The organism is Fulvivirga sedimenti, from assembly GCF_020328055.1.
In genome coordinates, this window is sequence record NZ_JAIXNE010000001.1 from 1,039,073 (window position 1) to 1,057,019 (window position 17,947).

Consider the following 17,947-nt stretch of genomic DNA (forward strand, 5'->3'; position numbering starts at 1 on the left):
AAATCATTCCACTTTTAAGGTGTATTATTTTAATCAAATTTCCCCTATCATTGTTTTCAGAATTTTGCCGAGATGCTTCTAAATGATAATTCCATTCAAATTCAAGCCAACAAATCATCGCATCTGGTGAGCATTGCGTTGCCAGCTTCCAAGAGCATGGCGAACAGAGCACTCATAATTAATGCGTTAGGCGGAAATAAAGGTAACCTCGAAAGACTGAGTGAAGCCAGGGACACCCAGACCATGCACCGCCTTCTTTTATTAAATGAACCGGTTTGGGATGTGCTGGATGCCGGTACTACCATGCGTTTTCTAACGGCATATGCAGGGGTACTCGGACTGGATAAAACACTCACCGGAACTCCCAGAATGCAGGAACGCCCCATCGGTATTCTGGTAGATGCACTCTGTGAACTAGGCGCGAACATCTCGTATTCAGGCAAAAAGGGTTATCCTCCCCTCAAAATTGGTGCATTCGGCGGGCAGCGTACTGATTCTCTCACTGTTCGGGGAGACATCAGCAGCCAGTACATATCTGCCCTTTTGATGATTGCACCTATTTTGCCTCGCGGACTAAACATTACACTCGAAGGTAAGATCGGCAGCCGGCCGTATATTGAAATGACGCGTAAAGTCATGGAACGATTCGGTGTGCGAACCTTCTGGAAAGGTGAAGATAGTATTGAAATACCACCACAAACCTACCTTTCGGCAGACATAACAATTGAGCGGGACTGGTCGGCAGCCAGTTACTGGTACAGCATAGTTGCCCTGGGAGATGGTACCGAGGTCTTTCTTGAGGACCTTACGGACGATTCTATCCAGGGAGATCGTAAAATGGCTGATCTGATGTCGAAATTGGGTGTTGAAACGGTTTTCACTGAAAAGGGAGCCCATCTTCGACAAATTTCCCACAATTCTTCTGCCGAAATTGATTTTAGTGATTGTCCGGATATAGCCCAGACCATTGCGGTAATCTGTGCGGCAAAAGGTATCCGCTGTGTGATGCTGGGTCTGGAGAGCCTTAGAATCAAGGAGACCGACAGGATTGCTGCCCTGCAACTGGAATTAGCGAAAATCGGCAGCAAGCTCACAGAAACCAGAAATAATGAGGAATGGATTCTTGAACCAGGCAATTTAACCAAACCGGAGTCATCCTTTCATACCTATCATGACCATCGAATGGCGATGGCATTCGCCCCGCTGGCATGGAAATTCCCGATTAGCATTGAAGACCCTTCCGTAGTAAATAAGTCATATCCCGGTTTTTGGGATGACCTGAAAAAAGCCGGGGCAATTATTTCATAAAGATTTAAAATACGCAGGTGCATTTAAGAGCCGGCTGCCATACCAGGAAAAATACTCTCCGTTCACAATCCGGATTTTTGCATGGGGAAACATGTCTCTCAGTTCCGGAATATGCTTTTCCTTAAACGGATATGGTTCGGAAGAGAGAAAAATATGATCAGGATTTAGCTGATTAAGCATATGAGTGGTTAGCTCAGGATAGCGATCTGATGGCGCCTGATTTTGAAGTCCCAGTCTGTGAAGCATATCATCAATAAAGGTACCCTTCCCTGCAACCATCCATGGATCTTTCCAGATGAAATAAAGCACATTTCCCGTTAAGGGTGAATTTAAGGAATCAAATGCATTGAAGACCTGGTTTGCCATTTGACTGGCATGATTTGTCTTTCCGGTAATTTTGCCCACAGAAATGATCATTTCAAGGGCTTCCTGAAGATTTGAAACATCACTCACCCATACAGGATGCCTTTTCTCAAGCTCAAGGATACCTGACCTCTCATTCTCTTCCTTATTTGCAATGATCAAATCAGGATTCAGGGCCTCAATTCGCTCCAATGAAAAGTCCTTGGTGCCGCCAACAGACGTGAGGCTCTTTATTCCATTAGGGTGAATACAAAAACGTGTTCTGCCAACTACCCGGTCACCCAGACCGAGGTCGAATAGCAGCTCGGTTTGTGAAGGAACGAGCGATACAATCCGCTGTGGATTTGAAACAACATTTACGGCTCTGCCGAGTTGATCTTGAAATACTGGCATATTTAAAGATAAAAAAAAGAGCCCGACATCCTTCTGCCAGGCTCTTTAAGTACTTTCAAGCTTCGTAAATTAAATCACAATCGCCATTGCAGACAGCTGACTTGATACTTTCAATTTTGATGCGTTCAAGGCATTCTCATTCAGCTCAAACTTCAGTCGATTGTTTACAATCTTGAAGTTAATACCACTTCCTTTAGCACCCAGACCATTTTTGTCAGTAATAATTAGTGTCGGATTGTTGGAAACGACCTCGTGGATCGATTCAAACGTATTACTCGCCGCACTGCCTATATAAACTAACTGACAGTCTTTCGCCTCAGAAGCAGATGAGAGCTTCCTGACTTGCAAGAGTTTCCCCATGCGTTCCTTGTCGCCATACCAAGCTTTCAACGTATTGTACACATCGTCATCGCCCATGACACCGATAACGAATTGACCGGAATTTGCTGACTCTGGCCATTGGATGTATTTCAAAAAATTATAGATCATCATAGAATGCAATTCATGCTTCTCGCGATCTTGCGCGTTAACACTTGTTAATCCTATGACTACTACAAGAAGAGTAGCAATCAAACTCGCCTTACTGATTACTCTCGCCATACAAAAAATGTTTACGTTGTTTAAACTTAAAAGCAATGCTAAGGTAAACACATTGCTCAAGTGAATACGCCGAAATTGGGCCAGGTAATCAGCTATGTAAGGATTTTAGCCGATTTTAACGCATGTATCGAAAGTCTGTTTTGGGATCATGTTCCACTAAGAACTTGTAAATCAATTCAATAACATGATTAACATCTTCCTTATGAGCCATCTCAACAGTGGTGTGCATATACTTCAGTGGTAAGGAAATCAGGGCAGAAGCTACACCGGAATTGGAATAAGCGAACGCATCTGTATCAGTTCCTGTCATGCGCGAAGCCGCTGCACGCTGAAAAGGTATCTTATTTTTTGTCGCTACATCAATGATTTTTCGCAATAAATTATTCTGAACGGCTGGTCCGTACGTTAAAACCGGCCCCTCCCCTGCCTTTTGTAAGCCATGTTCAATCTTTTTGTAAGCTGGTGAGGTTGTTTCATGGCAAACATCCGTCACGATCGCAACATCGGGTTTGATACGTTCGGCGATCATCTGCGCGCCGCGAAGTCCGATTTCTTCCTGTACAGCATTCACGATATAGAGGCCAAAGGGTAGTTTATGCTTTTTCTGATGCAGTTTACGGGCCACCTCGGCAATCATAAATCCGCCAATTCGGTTATCCAGCGCCCGGCCGACAAAAAAGCGGTCATTTAATTCCATGAGTTCATCCTCAAACGTCATTACTGACCCCACATGGACACCCATTTTCTCCACTTCTTCCTTTTTTGAGCAGCCAATGTCCACGAAAATATTCTTCAGACTGGGTTTCTCTTCATTTTCAGCATTTCGAACGTGGATGGCGGGCCAACCAAAAACGCCTTTTACAATACCCTTATCGGTATGAATGTTGACCCGCTTGGAAGGGGCAATCATATGATCTGAACCACCGTTCCGTCGCACATAGATATATCCGTCATCACTGATGTAGTTGACAAACCATGAAATCTCATCTGCATGGGCTTCAATCACCACGCGGTGCTCAGCATCGGGGTTGATCACGCCCACAACGGTTCCATAGGTATCTACAAGATGTGTATCAATAAACGGTTTCATATAATCCAGCCATATTTGCTGTCCGGATGTTTCGAAACCTGTGGGTGATGCGTTATTAAGATAGGTAGTTAAAAAATTTCTGCTTTTCTTATCCATTCTGATTCTGTTTACAACGGTATATTGCCATGTTTCTTTCTTGGCAGTGAATCTGCCTTATTTTCGAGCATTTTGAAGGCCCGGATCAATTTTTTTCGGGTATCCCGCGGAAGGATTACCTCATCGATATATCCGCGGTGGGCTGCCCGGTAAGGGTTTGCAAATTTATTGGTGTATTCATCCACCTTTTCCTGAAGCTTTTCTTCCGGATTCTCAGATTCTGCGATTTCCCGCTTGAAAATGATTTCTGCCGCACCTTTGGCACCCATCACAGCGATTTCCGCCATCGGCCAGGCATAGTTCATATCGGCGCCTATATGTTTTGAGTTCATTACATCGTATGCTCCACCATAGGCTTTCCGGGTAATCACAGTCACACGGGGAACGGTCGCCTCACTGAAGGCATACAATAATTTGGCGCCATTGGTAATAATTCCATTCCATTCCTGATCTGTGCCAGGCAGGAAGCCCGGTACATCTTCCAGAACCAGAAGTGGGATATTGAAACAGTCGCAAAAACGCACGAACCGGGCACCCTTTGTACTTGCATGTATATCCAGAACTCCGGCCAGGGATGCAGGCTGATTACCAATAATCCCGACGCTCCGGCCTCCGATGAAGGCAAAACCAACTACAATATTCTCAGCAAAATTCTTATGCACTTCAAAGAATGATCCATCATCTACCAGGGAATCGATCACTTCACGCATGTCATAGGGTTGATTCGGGTTATCAGGAATGATGGAATCAAGTGCTTCACGGGCTTCGTCTTTTTCATCATACTCCGACACAGGTGCATCCTCCTCACAATTTTGGGGAATGAAGGAAAGTAGCCTCTTGATACTTTGGATACAGTCTACCTCATTTTTACAAGAAAAATGTGTGACTCCGCTTTTGGTACTGTGTGTGCTGGCACCTCCGAGCTCCTCGGCCGTAACATTCTCCTGTGTTACTGTTTTCACAACGTTCGGACCGGTGACGAACATATAGGATGAATTCTCAACCATAAAGATAAAATCTGTAATGGCCGGACTGTAAACTGCTCCGCCCGCACATGGCCCCATAATGGCAGAAATCTGCGGGATTACGCCACTCGCTCTTGTATTTCTGTAGAATATATCTGCATAGCCGCCCAGTGAAACAACCCCCTCCTGGATTCGCGCTCCCCCGGAATCATTCAGTCCGATTACCGGTGCGCCGTTCTTCATGGCCAGATCCATGATCTTTACAATTTTTTCAGCATGGGTTTCAGACAGTGACCCTCCAAAAACTGTAAAATCCTGGGAGAAAACATAAACCAGCCGCCCGTTCACAGTTCCGTAGCCGGTAACAACACCATCACCAAGGTAATGCTGCTTATCCAATCCGAAATCTTTGCAACGATGCATTACAAACTTTCCGATTTCCTCAAATGAACCTTCATCCATCAAAAGTTCAACACGTTCCCGGGCCGTAAGCTTACCTTTGGAATGCTGTGCTTCAATTCGTTTTTCACCTCCCCCAAGTGCGGCCTCATCGTTTTTCTTTTGCAGCAGATCAAACTTTTCTTCACGCGTTGGGAGGGAGTAAATACGTTTTTCCATGTTTTATAGAATCCAGGTGTTATAAATTAGTGTCCGTACAACCGGCAGTTGTATAAAAGTATCGATTGCGGTCAAATATAGCTAAAATTGGGTCAAATCTGTGGAGATGCTTGGCTGAATCAGGTATATTGCACCGTTCTGAAAATTTGACCTGATGAAAGACGAACGTATTGCTATTATTGACTGCGGAACCAATACTTTTCACCTGCTTATCGCAGATATAAAAAATCATGAGAGCACCATTGTATACCAGGACAAATCGGTTGTACGAATAGGCCAGGGCGGAATTAGTTTCGGTAAGATCAATAAGGACGCCTCAGACCGTGCTGTTTCCGCGTTACAAAATTTTTCAACAATCATCCGCCAACACGACATTCACCGGGTATATGCATATGCCACCAGCGCATTCCGTAGTGCCGCGAACGGAACAGAATTAACCCAGCGTATCGCACGGGAAACCGGAATACATATTACTATAATCGATGGGCGACGGGAAGCCGAATTGATCTATTCCGGGGTGACCTATGCGTTGAATGATCTGAAAGAAACCGCTTTGGTTGTGGACATTGGCGGCGGGAGTGTTGAGTTTATTATCGGAAAAGGAAATGATATTCTGTGGAAAGAAAGCTTTGAAATTGGCGGCCAGCGACTGATCGACCTGTTTTATGCGACAGATCCCATCACACAGCAATCGGCTGAAGAGTTACAGAACTTCCTTGATGTACGTCTTGGTGCACTTAGGAAGGCTGTCGACGAGCATAATCCGGGTATTTTGGTGGGATCATCAGGGTCATTTGAAACACTCAGTGAAATGTATACCGCCGGGACAATCAGCTCAAACGGGGACGGCGGTGAACTACCGTTAACCAAGGATGCATTTTATGATCTTCTGGAAAAATTACTTTCGCTGCCCCGGGAGGAACGATTAAAAATTCCGGGTATGGTGGAAATGCGGGTAGACATGATTGTGGTCGCCTCCCTATTGATTGATTATCTGATTCAAAAATTCAACCTCGAAATAATTCGTGTTTCGAAATATGCATTGAAGGAAGGGGTATTATCCCGTCTGCAACGGGGTAAATTATAGTCATTATTACTATGAAGGTATTTGCCGAAAAGGAATTACGAGCTTATGTGGAAAATGTATTTGTAGCCATGGGTTGCCCGGAAACGGCAGCGCGTCTGGCTGCAGATGTTCTGATCAGTGCAGATCTTCGCGGAATTGATTCGCACGGGGTTGCCCGCCTGATCGGGTATGTACGGTTATGGAAAAAAGGCCGGATCAATACCAACCCAAACATTCGGGTCGTTCATGAAACTCCGGGAACAGCGGTAGTGGATGGCGACAGTGGTCTGGGTTTGGTTGTTGCGCCTGAGGCGATGGAGATCGCTATGGAAAAAGCGGCCAATGTTGGTACAGGCTGGGTAGCGATTCGCAATTCAAATCATTTCGGTATTGCCGGATACCATGCCATGATGGGGCTTGACAGGGATATGATCGGCTGGGCATTCACCAATGCCAGTCCGCTTGTGGCCCCTACTTTTGGCAAGGAACGAATGCTGGGAACAAACCCCATCGCTGTAAGTATTCCTGCTGGGCAAGAGCCGCCATTTGTTGCCGATATGGCGACCACAACAGCGGCGAATGGGAAACTCGAGATACTTCAGCGAAAGGGTGAAGAAGCACCCCTGGGCTGGATCCAGGATAAATCAGGACAACCTGCTACGGATCCTCACGCGCTTAAGGAGGGCGGCGCCTTGTTGCCCCTTGGGGGCGACAGGGAGCACGGCAGCCACAAGGGGTATGCCCTTGGCGCGGTGGTAGATATTCTTTCGGCCGTGCTTTCAGGGGCCAATTACGGCCCCTGGGCGCCGCCGTTCGTATCGTTCCTTCCACTGGCCGATAACCCGGTTGGAGCTGGCCTGGGACATTTTGTGGGTGCGATGCGCATCGATGCATTCCGTCCGGCAGCAGAATTTAAAACCCATATGGATCAATGGATTCAACGATTCAGGGAGACGCAACCCGTTTCAGACAGCCAGCCTGTACTTATACCGGGAGACCCGGAACGTGAGGCGGAAAAGATACGAAGGGAATCAGGGATACCTATTGTTGATCCGGTAGTTAATGATTTACGTGAGGTTGCCGGAGAATTCGGACTTGAAATTCCGGACAGTTCAGAATGAAAAGAAGATACGGAAAACCCAGGGTGAACCATAGGGTCCGGTATTATCATAGCTAAAATCATATAATGCCACCAGGTTGATGGCACCGGATCGGCCCAGAGGCTGGGATATACCTCCGCCTAACAGGACGCGGTCGATCGTTTCACGACTTTCAGATCCGTCTAAATAGAATTGGGTATAATTTATTAGATCGTATTCAGCCATAAGAAAAAACATGCGATAGATATTATATCGCGTGAATAGCTGTCCGCCCCATAGGTTATCGTCCAGGTTGATATTCGTATATTTCACATATTGGTATTCCAAGCCTATCCCGGCAGACCACTTCGGGGTGATCATGTATCCGACGATAGGATTCACCTGAATTGCAGTGATGCCATTACCGGCATTAAATCCTACACCACCTCCAAAGAAGATCCGATCACGGAAAGGAGGTGGAGCATCATTTTCATAGACAACGGTTTTTTGTGCCATTAATGCGAAAGACAAACACAGCAGGCATATGGTAAGGGCAAATCTCATTCTTCTACGATCACGAAAACGTCTTCGGTCTTTTTCTTCATATAATACTTTTCGCGGGCGAATTTTTCCAGCAATTCATCATTGCTCAGGAGTTCTTCCCGTTCCTCCTTCACCTCATTTATCTTCTCCTGGTAATACGTTTTTTCATCTTCCAGGTTGCTAAGCTTCTGACGTAACGATATCTGGGTAATGAAATCATTATTATCGATGAATAACATCCAGATCATGAAAAAGGCAGTGGCCAGGAAATAGAAATTGCGGGTAATGGGTGGTATTTTCATAGCTTAAAAAGTAACAGAAAGATACAAAAAATAATCAAATAGAATAATCTGTATCATTCAATTCGAATCTCTATCAAAGATAAATGGTTCTTCATGTATTTCAAAAGAGTCCGAATGAACATTATGATGCCCAGCATCTCCATGCTTTCCTCCAGGAGAAATAACGACTGTAGCCACAAATCGCCATAATTTCGTACACGGAAAAAGAGCATTCCCTCGAAAAACTCCAGGCCCAATGCGCCAGAAATGAAGACTATTCCGGCCCACATCATGCCCCTTGCCGTTTCCGGAGGAAGGCTCCGCCAGAATTTAAAGAAAACTAATCCGAAGAGTGCCAGAGCGACTGCTGCGGGAATGACCCAACCCCAGTAGAAATATGGGTTCACACCGATGAGCGACCGTACTACCGGAATCAGCCGCTCGTGTAGGGCGACCATCTCATCGATGGAGAGGGCTAAAAATATTACAGATAACCATTTCCATTTTGTTGACAATCGCTCACCATGCGTCAGGTTGCCAATCATCAAAAGCAGAATTGCACTTAGGAGCAGAAGAAAGGTTGAGTAATAGGCCGGAATTGTTTGTTCACCATTCAGATGAAACAATTTTGCCAACTTCTCTGCCTGTGGCAAACCAAGACCCAGGCTTAGAAATAACACAATAAGGTGAATACCAACCAGAAATATTGTAATCCACACCAATACTCTGGTCAACCAGTCAACGGAAATCCGCATGCTATCTTAAAGTTGTCACATCTAACTATGCACAATATAAATGACCCAGCTTTTTTAAACAAAAAAAGCCTGCTCGGCGAGCAGGCTTTTGTATGTGGTATTGTTCCTTAGAAATTCTTTCCGGGGAATATGGCTGTTTCGGCCAGTTCTTCCTCGATCCTCAGGAGTTGATTATACTTCGCCATGCGATCCGATCGTGATGCCGAACCCGTTTTTATCTGACCTGTGTTCAGCGCCACAGCAAGATCCGCAATCGTGTTATCTTCAGTTTCACCTGAGCGATGTGACATCACGCTTTTATAGCTGTTCTTTTTAGCAAGATTTACCGCATCAATGGTCTCTGTGAGCGAGCCGATCTGATTTACCTTAATAAGGATACTGTTGGCAACACCCTGATCAATACCGTCCTGAAGACGATTCACATTAGTTACAAACAGGTCATCCCCCACCAGCTGTACTTTCTTGCCAATCTTGTTGGTAAGATTCTTCCAGCCAGTCCAGTCATCTTCTTCCATCCCGTCCTCTATCGAGATTATCGGATATTTATCAACCCATGATGCCCAGTAATCAACCATCTCATCACTTGATAATTTCTTGCCGGTGGAAGCAAAATGATAGACTTTCTCTTCAGCATTGTAAAACTCAGATGATGCGGCATCCATGGCAATAAAGATATCTTCTCCCGGGCGATATCCCGCTTTTTCAATGGCCTGCAACACCACTTCAATGGCTGCCTCGTTACTCTCAATGTTTGGAGCAAAGCCACCTTCATCACCCACATTGGTCGAAAGACCCTTTGAGTGAAGAACGCTCTTCAGGTGGTGAAAAACTTCGGTTCCCATACGAAGCGCTTGTGAAAATGATTCAGCATTTACAGGCATTACCATGAATTCCTGAAAATCAATAGCATTATCAGCATGACTTCCTCCATTCAATATATTCATCATAGGTACAGGAAGGGTGTTGGCATTCACTCCGCCAATGTAGCGAAATAATGACTGACCGGATTCCTGTGCCGCTGCTTTGGCAATGGCAAGGGAAGTACCCAAAATTGCATTTGCTCCCAGCTTGTTTTTATTTGGAGTACCATCAATTTCCAGCATGATCTTGTCCAGAAGATTCTGTTCAAACACAGGAAATCCAACAAGTTCTGTCGCAATGAGTTCGTTAACATTCTCGACTGCCTTAAGAACCCCTTTGCCCATATAAACCGATTTATCGCCATCACGAAGTTCAACGGCCTCATGTTTCCCGGTCGATGCACCGGAAGGCACTGCAGCCCGGCCCATTACTCCGTTGGTGGTAATTACATCAACTTCTACAGTCGGGTTGCCTCGGCTATCGAGAATCTGACGTGCATGTATATGTTCGATTAAGCTCATAATAAATTTGGTTATCGGTTATTTTTCATCAGGTCAATAAATTGGTCAAACAGGTAACGCGAATCATGCGGTCCTGGTGAGCTCTCCGGGTGATATTGCACGGAGAAGGCTTTCTTTCCTTTCAGGCGGATCCCGGCAATTGTATCATCATTCAAATGCTTGTGTGTTGCTACAACTACATCTGACTTCTCGACGTCCTCGGCTGATACCACAAACCCATGATTCTGGGAAGTGATCTCACTCAGACCTGTTTCCAGGTTGAGAACAGGATGATTGAGTCCGCGGTGACCATGGTGCATTTTATACGTCGAAATGCCGGCGGCTTCAGCCAGGATCTGATGACCCAGACAAATGCCGAATATCGGTGCGTTGCTGTCAATAATTTGCTTTACCGATTCCACAGCATAATCCATCACTGCAGGATCACCAGGTCCGTTGGAAATGAAGTATCCGTCCGGATTCCACGAAGACATTTCTTCATAAGTGGTTTTAGCTGGAAAAACTTTGCAGTAGCATCCCCTGCTTGCCAGGTTCTGAAGAATGCTGGATTTTATTCCCAGGTCGAGCACTGCCACTTTGAATTCAGCATTTTCATCTCCAACATAAAATATTTCAGTGGTGGTCACCTTGGTGGATAGCTCGAGTCCTTCCATGGAAGGCACTTTTTTGAGTTCCGCCTCTAACTGATCCGGGGATAACTCGGAAGAAATAATAGCATTCATAGCACCTTTGCTGCGTACATGCCGTACCAGCTTACGTGTATCAACATCGGCGATTCCCACCACATTATTATTTTCGAGGTAATCCTGCAGACTTTCACTGGCGGTTGCACGGCTGAAAATTCTGGAAAAATCATTCACTACGATCCCTTTGATTTTAGGTGTGCCGGATTCCTGTTCGGTTTCCTTTACTCCATAATTACCAATATGGCTGGTTGTGTTGATGATGATCTGACCGTAGTATGATGGATCTGTATAGATTTCCTGATATCCGGTCATGCCTGTATTAAAGCAAATTTCTCCTCCTGATGTTCCCTTTTTCCCGATAGCAGTTCCTTCCAACAGCAAGCCATCTTCTAGCAGCAGGTAGGCTTTTTCCCTGGTATGGATTTTCATAGTTGGTAGTGGTTATGTGATCACGGCCTGAATCTCTTCCGGCCACTCACGTGCAAAAATAAAAAAAGGGAGCGGATTAGTATCCGTTCCCCTGATATTTATAGAACTGAAGCGACAAGAAATTATTTCTTTTCTTCTTCGTCTGAATCTTCTTCCTTCTTCTCTTCAGTCTCCTCTGTTACTTCATCAATAACTTCTTCGACTTTTTCAACCGCTTCTTCAACAACCTCTTCGGCTGCTTCAGCCACTGCTTCAGCTTTCTCTTCTACAACTTCTACGGCATCTTCTACTGCACTTTCAGCTGTTGCTGCTGCATCGGCAACGACATCTGCCGCATCTTCTGCAACGTCTTCAGCTTTTTCTGCAATATCACTGGCAGCTGCCTTCACCTCTGCCTTGGCAGCAGTTACAGCGCCTGAATCATCTGAAGAGGATTTCTTTCCTCTTCTGCTTCGACGAGTCTTTGCTTTGGCAGGCTTATCGGCCAGCATCAATTCGTTGTAATCAACCAATTCAATGATACACATATCTGCGTTATCACCCAGGCGATTACCTGTTTTGATGATGCGGGTATATCCTCCCGGACGATCAGCAATTTTTGTCGCTACTTCGTCGAAAAGAGTCTGTACCGATCCTTTATCGTTGAGATAGGAGAAAACTACCCTGCGTGAATGCGTAGTATCTTCTTTGGCTTTGGTAAGCAGGGGCTCCACATATTTTCTCAGTTCTTTCGCTTTAGCCACCGTAGTGGTAATGCGTTTATTGAGAATCAGCGAAGAAGCCATATTGGAAAGCATTGCTTTTCTATGAGGAGCAGTTCTGCTCAAATGATTGAATTTCTTCCCGTGTCTCATGATTTCTTATTCTTCTTCAAGTTTATATTTCGACAGATCCATGCCGAATGTTAAATTTTTCTCCTGTACTAACTGCTCAAGTTCCGCCAGAGATTTCTTTCCGAAGTTTCTAAACTTCATCATATCAGAGATCTCAAGACGAACCAGATCACCTAATGTCTTCACATCAGCCGCTTTTAGGCAGTTGTAAGCTCTAACAGAAAGATCCAGATCATTCAGTGGCGTCTTCAGAAGTTTACGCATGTGGAGCATTTCCTCATCCACCTGCTCGATTTCGCTTCCCTTATCGGTTTCAAGCTCAATTGACTTGTCGGAGAACAGCATAAAATGCTGGATCAGGATATGAGCCGCACCTTCAAGTGCTTTCTCAGGATGGATGGAACCATCTGTTTCAATATCGATAACCAGTTGTTCGTAGTCAGTCTTCTGTTCAACACGCGTGTTTTCAACACTGTATTTCACATTCTTGATCGGTGTAAAGATTGCATCGATCGGAATAAAACCGAACACTTGTTCAGAAGGCTTATTCTCCTCTGCAGGAAGATAGCCTCGGCCTTTCTCCACAGTCAGTTCAACTTCAAGCTCAACAGATTCATCCAGGTTGCACAAAACCAATTCAGGATTCAGGATCTCAAATGCCGCTGTGGCATTTGCGATATCACCTGCCTTAAATTCTTTCTGATTCTTAAGCGATACGGTAATTTTGTTATCATATGATTCACCGATCTTCTTAAAACGAACCATTTTAAGATTAAGGATGATCTCTGAAACGTCCTCCACTACACCTTCGATTGTCGAAAATTCGTGTAAAACACCTGGGATCTTAATCCCGGTAATGGCGTATCCTTCCAGAGAAGACAGCAGAATTCTGCGCAGCGCATTTCCGATGGTCACACCGTACCCTTTTTCGAGTGGCTTGAATGTGAACAGTCCATGGAAATCGTCTGCCTTTTCCATCACGACTTTATCAGGCATTTGAAATGCTAAAATCGACATAGTTTATCTTGCTTTTATGGTTATAACCCCGGCTGTTTGCACAGCCAGGCCTATTAAATAGATTCTAAGATTATTTCGAGTAAAGCTCGACGATCAACTGCTCGTTGATATTTTCAGGAATGTCTTCACGCGAAGGTACAGCAACCATTCTGCCTACCATTGCACTGCCATCCCACTCAAGCCAGGGGTAACGCTTATTGCTGTGCGTAGCCAGGCTTTCAGTAATCAATTCCAGCGTTTTCGAACGCTCACGAACTTCAACAACATCTCCTACTTTAATCTGATATGAAGGTATATTCACTACAGAACCGTTCACTACAATATGCTTATGAAGTACAAGCTGACGTGCAGAACGACGGGTCGGAGCAATTCCTAAACGGAAGATGGTATTATCAAGACGCGACTCCAGTAACTGAAGCAGGATCTCACCTGTAATACCCGACTTACGTGATGCCCTGTCAAACAGGTTAGCAAACTGGCGCTCCAGTACACCATACGTATACTTTGCCTTCTGCTTTTCCATCAGCTGAACAGCATATTCAGACTGCTTTCTTCTCCTGTTACGGCCATGCTGACCGGGAGGATAGCTCTTCTTTGCCAGTGCTTTGCTAGGACCGAAGATCGGTTCGTTAAACCTTCTGGCTATTTTTGTTTTGGGACCTCTGTATCGTGCCATTATTATTTATACCTTTCTATCAAACTAATACTTATACTCTGCGTCGCTTAGGAGGACGACATCCATTATGAGGAAGCGGAGTCACATCCTTGATAGTTGTGATTTCAATTCCTGAATTCTGGATCGTACGAATTGCAGATTCCCTTCCGGAACCCGGACCTTTTACAAATACTTCCACCTTACGCAATCCGAGGTCATATGCTTTCTGAGCGCAATCCTGAGCGGCCATCTGAGCAGCATAGGGAGTGTTCTTTTTAGAACCCTTGAATCCCATTTTACCTGCCGATGCCCAGGAAATTACCTGACCTGAGGTATTGGTCATCGAAATGATGATGTTGTTGAACGACGCCTTAATGTGCGCCTGTCCAATAGCCTCAACAGCTACAACTCTCTTTTTAGCTTTATCTTTTCTTTTCTGTGCCATGTTCTTAAACGGTTCACATCAATGTTGTGCCAGGCACAACAAGTGTAATCTTATTATTTAGTTGCCTTCTTTTTGTTGGCTACTGTCTTTCTCTTTCCTTTACGGGTTCTCGAGTTGTTCTTGGTACGCTGACCACGAACAGGAAGCCCTTTCCGGTGTCTCAATCCGCGATAACACCCGATATCCATAAGACGCTTAATATTCAACTGTACTTCAGATTTGAGGACACCCTCTACCTTAAAGTTTTCAGTGATCACAGTACGAATAGCACCGGCTTCATCGTCGGTCCAGTCCTGTACCTTTTTATCCCAATCCACTCCGGCCTGGGAAAGTATTTTCTGTGCAGACCTCTTTCCGATACCGAAAATATAGGTCAGGGCAATCTCGCCTCTTTTGTTATCGGGAATATCTACTCCTGCAATTCGTGCCATAATTAGCCTTGTCTTTGTTTAAATCTCGGATTTTTCTTATTGATCACGTAGACCTTGCCTTTGCGTCGAATGATCTTGCAGTCGGCGCTACGCTTTTTCACTGATGCTTTAACTTTCATGGTCTTTATTTATATCTGTAAACGATCCGTCCTTTTGTTAAATCATAAGGCGACATTTCAAGCTTTACTCTGTCACCCGGTAAAATTTTAATATAGTTCATTCGCATCTTGCCGGATATATGTGCAATCACTTCATGCCCGTTTTCCAGTTCTACGCGAAACATCGCGTTGGAAAGTGCTTCGGTAATTGTACCATCCTGCTCAATCGATTTCTGTTTAGCCATATTAAAACGTAAAGTTTTCTTCTATATACTTATGGGTCGTTACGACCTCTGTTCCTTCTTTGAAGATCGCTACCGTATGCTCAAAATGAGCTGAAGGCTTACGATCCACTGTTCTGATGGTCCATCCATCGGATTCCTGAACAACGTTCCGGGTTCCAAGGTTCACCATCGGCTCTATTGCAATCACTAAACCATCCTGAAGCTTTGTTCCTTTGCCACGTTTTCCGTAGTTCGGGACCTCAGGACCTTCATGTAAATGCGCGCCGACTCCATGTCCTACCAGTTCACGTACAATCCCGTAACCATATTCTTCCACATGATTCTGAATCGCAAACGCTACATCACCGATACGCTGGCCGACAACAGCCTGTTCAATACCTTTGTAAAGCGACTCTTTAGTCACTTTGAGCAGCTGCATTACTTCGTCACTAACTTTCCCTACAGGATAGGTATATGCCGAATCGGTATGAAAACCCTTGTAATACACACCACAATCAACTGAGATTATATCACCTTCCCGTAATACATACGGTCCGGGAAATCCATGCACTACGTTTTCATTTACTGAAATACATAGTGCGGCAGGGAAACCATTATAATTCTTGAACGATGGCACTCCGCCGTGGTCCCTGATATATTCCTCAGCAATACGGTCAAGCTCTTCTGTCTTAACCCCTGGCTGCACACGTTTGGCAACCTCTCCATGGGCCCGACCTAAAATTTCGGCCCCTTCTTTCATTAAAGCTACTTCTTCCTTTGACTTATAATAGATCATAGGATCAGGCAGCCGCTATCTGAGACCTACCTTTCACTTTTCCGGATTTCATCATTCCTTCGTAGTGTCTCATCAACAGATAACTCTCTATCTGCTGTAATGTATCCAAAATAACTCCCACCATAATCAGCAGGGAAGTTCCACCATAAAACTGTGCGAAAGAGGATGTTACACCTGCCAATTGTGCAAAAGCAGGAAGAATCGCTACTATCGCCAGGAAAATGGATCCTGGTAATGTTATTTTCGTCAGAACCTGATCAATAAATTCGGATGTCTGCTTTCCTGGTTTAATACCCGGAATAAAACCTCCGTTACGCTTCAGGTTATCTGCGATATCGTTCGGATTAACTGTGATCGCTGTATAGAAAAATGTAAACAGCAGAATCAGTATAGCGAACAATAAGTTATACTGCCACGAGAACGGATTTGAGAAGGTTGATCCAATATAGTTTCCTACTTCACTTTCCCTCCAGATTCCCGCGATTAACGGTGGAATAAACATCAACGCCTGGGCGAAGATGATCGGCATTACACCGGAAGCGTTAACCTTCAGTGGAATGTAATCACGTTTACCGCCATACATTTTATTGCCCACGACCTGCTTTGCATACTGGATCGGAATCCGGCGCGTTGCCTGGGTAAGAGCCACTACAGCCATTACCACGAAGAACAATGCAACAATTTCCAATACAAACGCCAGGGCACCGCTCATTCCCCTTGTTGTCATTTCAGCAATCAGACTGCTTGGTAGTCGTGAAATGATACCGATCATGATCAACATGGATATTCCGTTTCCAATACCTTTATCAGTAATTTTTTCTCCCAGCCACATACAGAACATGGTTCCGGAAGCCAGAATAATCACTGAAGATACGTGGAAGAATATTCCTGAATAAAGGATTGCTTCGTCAGGAATTGTTGCCGACAGATATCCCCAGGCCTGAAAGGCGGTGATCACGATGGTGAGCACCCGGGTAATCTGGGTCAAACGCTTCCGGCCGGATTCACCTTCCTTCTGCATCTTTTGAAAATACGGTACCGCTACCGTCAACAGCTGAATTACGATGGATGCCGAAATGTACGGCATGATACCCAAAGCAAAGATTGACGCACGGCTGAAAGACCCTCCTAGAAACGTATCCAGCAATCCGAAGATTCCGCCTGTTGAGGCATCACCCAATTTATCAGGATCGATACCCGGCAGAACAATAAAAGACCCTAGTCTGAAAACAATAAGAAACCCGAGTGTATTCAGGATTCTTATCCGCAGATCTTCAATCGAAAATATATTCTGTATGGTCTTAAAGAATTTCTTCATAACTACAACTGGGTCACTTTTCCTCCTGCTGCTTCAATTGCCTTCGCTGCTGCTGCAGAAAAAGCGTGGGCGGTTACTTCCACCTTTGATTTCAATTCACCATTTCCCAGGATCTTAATCAAATCCTTTTTGCCAGCCAGTCCGTGGTCTACCAGGGCAGCCACATCAATGGTCTTCAGTTTTGTATCCTGTATCAGCTTCTCAAGAGTGCTCAGGTTAATCGCCTTGTATTCAACACGGTTCGGATTTCTGAATCCAAACTTGGGAACACGACGCTGCAGTGGCATCTGACCACCTTCGAATCCAAGCTTCTGCGAATAGCCCGAACGAGACTTGGCACCTTTGTGACCGCGCGTAGAGGTTCCTCCACGTCCGCTTCCCTGTCCGCGACCGATACGCTTTTTACTTTTAACTGATCCTTCTGCTGGCTTTAATGTATTCAGTTTCATCTCGCTTCAATATTTTCCGTTTCTGTA

General features: G+C 44.9%; 22 protein-coding genes. 3 read left to right on the forward strand and 19 right to left on the reverse strand.

The window, feature by feature from the left end:
- The first annotated feature begins 72 nt into the window (after positions 1-72).
- Entirely contained in the window at positions 73-1,308 is a 1,236-nt protein-coding gene (locus tag LDX50_RS04810) for a 3-phosphoshikimate 1-carboxyvinyltransferase (protein WP_225697272.1), read from the forward strand.
- Here the strand turns inward: LDX50_RS04810 and LDX50_RS04815 are convergent.
- The 4 genes from LDX50_RS04815 to LDX50_RS04830 all read right to left on the reverse strand — a co-directional run bounded on the left by LDX50_RS04815 (position 1,303) and on the right by LDX50_RS04830 (position 5,433).
- Positions 1,303-2,064, reverse strand: a complete 762-nt coding sequence (locus LDX50_RS04815; RefSeq protein WP_225697273.1) for an ABC transporter substrate-binding protein — start codon at positions 2,062-2,064, stop codon at positions 1,303-1,305. The two genes, LDX50_RS04810 and LDX50_RS04815, sit on opposite strands and share 6 nt — an antisense overlap.
- 69 nt (positions 2,065-2,133) lie before the next feature.
- Positions 2,134-2,664 (reverse strand): YfiR family protein, encoded by a 531-nt coding sequence (locus LDX50_RS04820; RefSeq protein ID WP_225697274.1) that lies wholly within the window; start codon positions 2,662-2,664, stop codon positions 2,134-2,136.
- A gap of 115 nt (positions 2,665-2,779) precedes the next feature.
- Entirely contained in the window at positions 2,780-3,850 is a 1,071-nt protein-coding gene (locus LDX50_RS04825; RefSeq protein ID WP_225697275.1) for a M42 family metallopeptidase, read from the reverse strand.
- An 11-nt stretch (positions 3,851-3,861) separates the two neighbouring features.
- Positions 3,862-5,433, reverse strand: a complete 1,572-nt coding sequence (locus LDX50_RS04830; RefSeq protein ID WP_225697276.1) for an acyl-CoA carboxylase subunit beta — start codon at positions 5,431-5,433, stop codon at positions 3,862-3,864.
- Positions 5,434-5,587: 154 nt separating this feature from the next.
- On the opposite strand from LDX50_RS04830, the gene LDX50_RS04835 reads away from it, so the two are divergent.
- Both LDX50_RS04835 and LDX50_RS04840 read left to right on the forward strand, forming a co-directional pair.
- A complete protein-coding gene (locus LDX50_RS04835) occupies positions 5,588-6,520 on the forward strand; it encodes a Ppx/GppA phosphatase family protein (RefSeq protein ID WP_225697277.1) in 933 nt (310 codons plus the stop codon).
- An 11-nt stretch (positions 6,521-6,531) separates the two neighbouring features.
- Entirely contained in the window at positions 6,532-7,620 is a 1,089-nt protein-coding gene (locus LDX50_RS04840; RefSeq protein WP_225697278.1) for an Ldh family oxidoreductase, read from the forward strand.
- Here LDX50_RS04840 and LDX50_RS04845 read toward each other — a convergent pair.
- From LDX50_RS04845 to rplO, 15 genes are all read right to left on the reverse strand, one after another.
- Entirely contained in the window at positions 7,612-8,142 is a 531-nt protein-coding gene (locus tag LDX50_RS04845) for a hypothetical protein (RefSeq protein WP_225697279.1), read from the reverse strand. The two genes, LDX50_RS04840 and LDX50_RS04845, sit on opposite strands and share 9 nt — an antisense overlap.
- Positions 8,139-8,423 (reverse strand): FtsB family cell division protein, encoded by a 285-nt coding sequence (locus LDX50_RS04850; protein ID WP_225697280.1) that lies wholly within the window; start codon positions 8,421-8,423, stop codon positions 8,139-8,141. Before LDX50_RS04850 ends, LDX50_RS04845 begins: the two co-directional genes overlap by 4 nt.
- Positions 8,424-8,476: 53 nt before the next feature.
- Positions 8,477-9,157, reverse strand: coding sequence for a hypothetical protein (locus LDX50_RS04855; protein ID WP_225697281.1), 681 nt, complete (start codon positions 9,155-9,157; stop codon positions 8,477-8,479).
- A 107-nt stretch (positions 9,158-9,264) separates the two neighbouring features.
- Positions 9,265-10,539: a phosphopyruvate hydratase gene (gene eno, locus LDX50_RS04860; RefSeq protein WP_225697282.1), complete on the reverse strand. Its 1,275-nt coding sequence runs from the start codon at positions 10,537-10,539 to the stop codon at positions 9,265-9,267.
- Positions 10,540-10,550: 11 nt separating this feature from the next.
- Positions 10,551-11,654, reverse strand: coding sequence for a glutamine-hydrolyzing carbamoyl-phosphate synthase small subunit (gene carA / locus LDX50_RS04865; protein WP_225697283.1), 1,104 nt, complete (start codon positions 11,652-11,654; stop codon positions 10,551-10,553).
- A gap of 122 nt (positions 11,655-11,776) precedes the next feature.
- A complete protein-coding gene (gene rplQ / locus LDX50_RS04870) occupies positions 11,777-12,508 on the reverse strand; it encodes a 50S ribosomal protein L17 (RefSeq protein ID WP_225697284.1) in 732 nt (243 codons plus the stop codon).
- A 6-nt stretch (positions 12,509-12,514) separates the two neighbouring features.
- On the reverse strand, positions 12,515-13,504 hold the full coding sequence (locus LDX50_RS04875) for a DNA-directed RNA polymerase subunit alpha (protein ID WP_225697285.1): 990 nt from the start codon (positions 13,502-13,504) through the stop codon (positions 12,515-12,517).
- 70 nt (positions 13,505-13,574) lie between these two features.
- Complete coding sequence (gene rpsD / locus LDX50_RS04880; protein WP_225697286.1) at positions 13,575-14,180, reverse strand: 30S ribosomal protein S4; 606 nt, start codon at positions 14,178-14,180, stop codon at positions 13,575-13,577.
- A gap of 31 nt (positions 14,181-14,211) precedes the next feature.
- Complete coding sequence (gene rpsK, locus LDX50_RS04885; RefSeq protein WP_225697287.1) at positions 14,212-14,604, reverse strand: 30S ribosomal protein S11; 393 nt, start codon at positions 14,602-14,604, stop codon at positions 14,212-14,214.
- Positions 14,605-14,657: 53 nt separating this feature from the next.
- On the reverse strand, positions 14,658-15,035 hold the full coding sequence (gene rpsM, locus LDX50_RS04890; RefSeq protein WP_225697288.1) for a 30S ribosomal protein S13: 378 nt from the start codon (positions 15,033-15,035) through the stop codon (positions 14,658-14,660).
- Positions 15,036-15,037: 2 nt separating this feature from the next.
- Entirely contained in the window at positions 15,038-15,154 is a 117-nt protein-coding gene (gene ykgO, locus LDX50_RS04895) for a type B 50S ribosomal protein L36 (protein ID WP_002695078.1), read from the reverse strand.
- Positions 15,155-15,159: 5 nt separating this feature from the next.
- Positions 15,160-15,378, reverse strand: a complete 219-nt coding sequence (gene infA, locus LDX50_RS04900) for a translation initiation factor IF-1 (protein ID WP_202856030.1) — start codon at positions 15,376-15,378, stop codon at positions 15,160-15,162.
- A 1-nt stretch (position 15,379) separates the two neighbouring features.
- The gene (map, locus tag LDX50_RS04905; protein WP_225697289.1) at positions 15,380-16,153 is read right to left on the reverse strand and encodes a type I methionyl aminopeptidase; all 774 of its coding nucleotides are present in this window, start codon (positions 16,151-16,153) and stop codon (positions 15,380-15,382) included.
- A gap of 4 nt (positions 16,154-16,157) precedes the next feature.
- The gene (gene secY, locus LDX50_RS04910; RefSeq protein WP_225697290.1) at positions 16,158-17,471 is read right to left on the reverse strand and encodes a preprotein translocase subunit SecY; all 1,314 of its coding nucleotides are present in this window, start codon (positions 17,469-17,471) and stop codon (positions 16,158-16,160) included.
- Between the two features lie 2 nt (positions 17,472-17,473).
- Positions 17,474-17,920 (reverse strand): 50S ribosomal protein L15, encoded by a 447-nt coding sequence (gene rplO / locus LDX50_RS04915; RefSeq protein WP_225697291.1) that lies wholly within the window; start codon positions 17,918-17,920, stop codon positions 17,474-17,476.
- Between the last annotated feature and the right edge of the window lie 27 nt (positions 17,921-17,947).

Coding starts and splice junctions, on each gene's coding strand:
- rpsD (WP_225697286.1), bottom strand. CDS start 14,180: ATGGCACGATACAGAGGTCCCAAAACAAAAATAGCCAGAAGGTTTAAC.
- rpsM (WP_225697288.1), bottom strand. CDS start 15,035: ATGGCACGAATTGCAGGAGTAGATATTCCCGATAACAAAAGAGGCGAG.
- LDX50_RS04840 (WP_225697278.1), top strand. CDS start 6,532: ATGAAGGTATTTGCCGAAAAGGAATTACGAGCTTATGTGGAAAATGTA.
- LDX50_RS04830 (WP_225697276.1), bottom strand. CDS start 5,433: ATGGAAAAACGTATTTACTCCCTCCCAACGCGTGAAGAAAAGTTTGAT.
- LDX50_RS04845 (WP_225697279.1), bottom strand. CDS start 8,142: ATGAGATTTGCCCTTACCATATGCCTGCTGTGTTTGTCTTTCGCATTA.
- rplO (WP_225697291.1), bottom strand. CDS start 17,920: ATGAAACTGAATACATTAAAGCCAGCAGAAGGATCAGTTAAAAGTAAA.
- LDX50_RS04815 (WP_225697273.1), bottom strand. CDS start 2,064: ATGCCAGTATTTCAAGATCAACTCGGCAGAGCCGTAAATGTTGTTTCA.
- ykgO (WP_002695078.1), bottom strand. CDS start 15,154: ATGAAAGTTAAAGCATCAGTGAAAAAGCGTAGCGCCGACTGCAAGATC.
- LDX50_RS04810 (WP_225697272.1), top strand. CDS start 73: ATGCTTCTAAATGATAATTCCATTCAAATTCAAGCCAACAAATCATCG.
- LDX50_RS04820 (WP_225697274.1), bottom strand. CDS start 2,664: ATGGCGAGAGTAATCAGTAAGGCGAGTTTGATTGCTACTCTTCTTGTA.
- secY (WP_225697290.1), bottom strand. CDS start 17,471: ATGAAGAAATTCTTTAAGACCATACAGAATATATTTTCGATTGAAGAT.
- LDX50_RS04855 (WP_225697281.1), bottom strand. CDS start 9,157: ATGCGGATTTCCGTTGACTGGTTGACCAGAGTATTGGTGTGGATTACA.
- LDX50_RS04835 (WP_225697277.1), top strand. CDS start 5,588: ATGAAAGACGAACGTATTGCTATTATTGACTGCGGAACCAATACTTTT.
- rplQ (WP_225697284.1), bottom strand. CDS start 12,508: ATGAGACACGGGAAGAAATTCAATCATTTGAGCAGAACTGCTCCTCAT.
- LDX50_RS04875 (WP_225697285.1), bottom strand. CDS start 13,504: ATGTCGATTTTAGCATTTCAAATGCCTGATAAAGTCGTGATGGAAAAG.
- rpsK (WP_225697287.1), bottom strand. CDS start 14,604: ATGGCACAGAAAAGAAAAGATAAAGCTAAAAAGAGAGTTGTAGCTGTT.
- map (WP_225697289.1), bottom strand. CDS start 16,153: ATGATCTATTATAAGTCAAAGGAAGAAGTAGCTTTAATGAAAGAAGGG.
- carA (WP_225697283.1), bottom strand. CDS start 11,654: ATGAAAATCCATACCAGGGAAAAAGCCTACCTGCTGCTAGAAGATGGC.
- eno (WP_225697282.1), bottom strand. CDS start 10,539: ATGAGCTTAATCGAACATATACATGCACGTCAGATTCTCGATAGCCGA.
- infA (WP_202856030.1), bottom strand. CDS start 15,378: ATGGCTAAACAGAAATCGATTGAGCAGGATGGTACAATTACCGAAGCA.
- LDX50_RS04825 (WP_225697275.1), bottom strand. CDS start 3,850: ATGGATAAGAAAAGCAGAAATTTTTTAACTACCTATCTTAATAACGCA.
- LDX50_RS04850 (WP_225697280.1), bottom strand. CDS start 8,423: ATGAAAATACCACCCATTACCCGCAATTTCTATTTCCTGGCCACTGCC.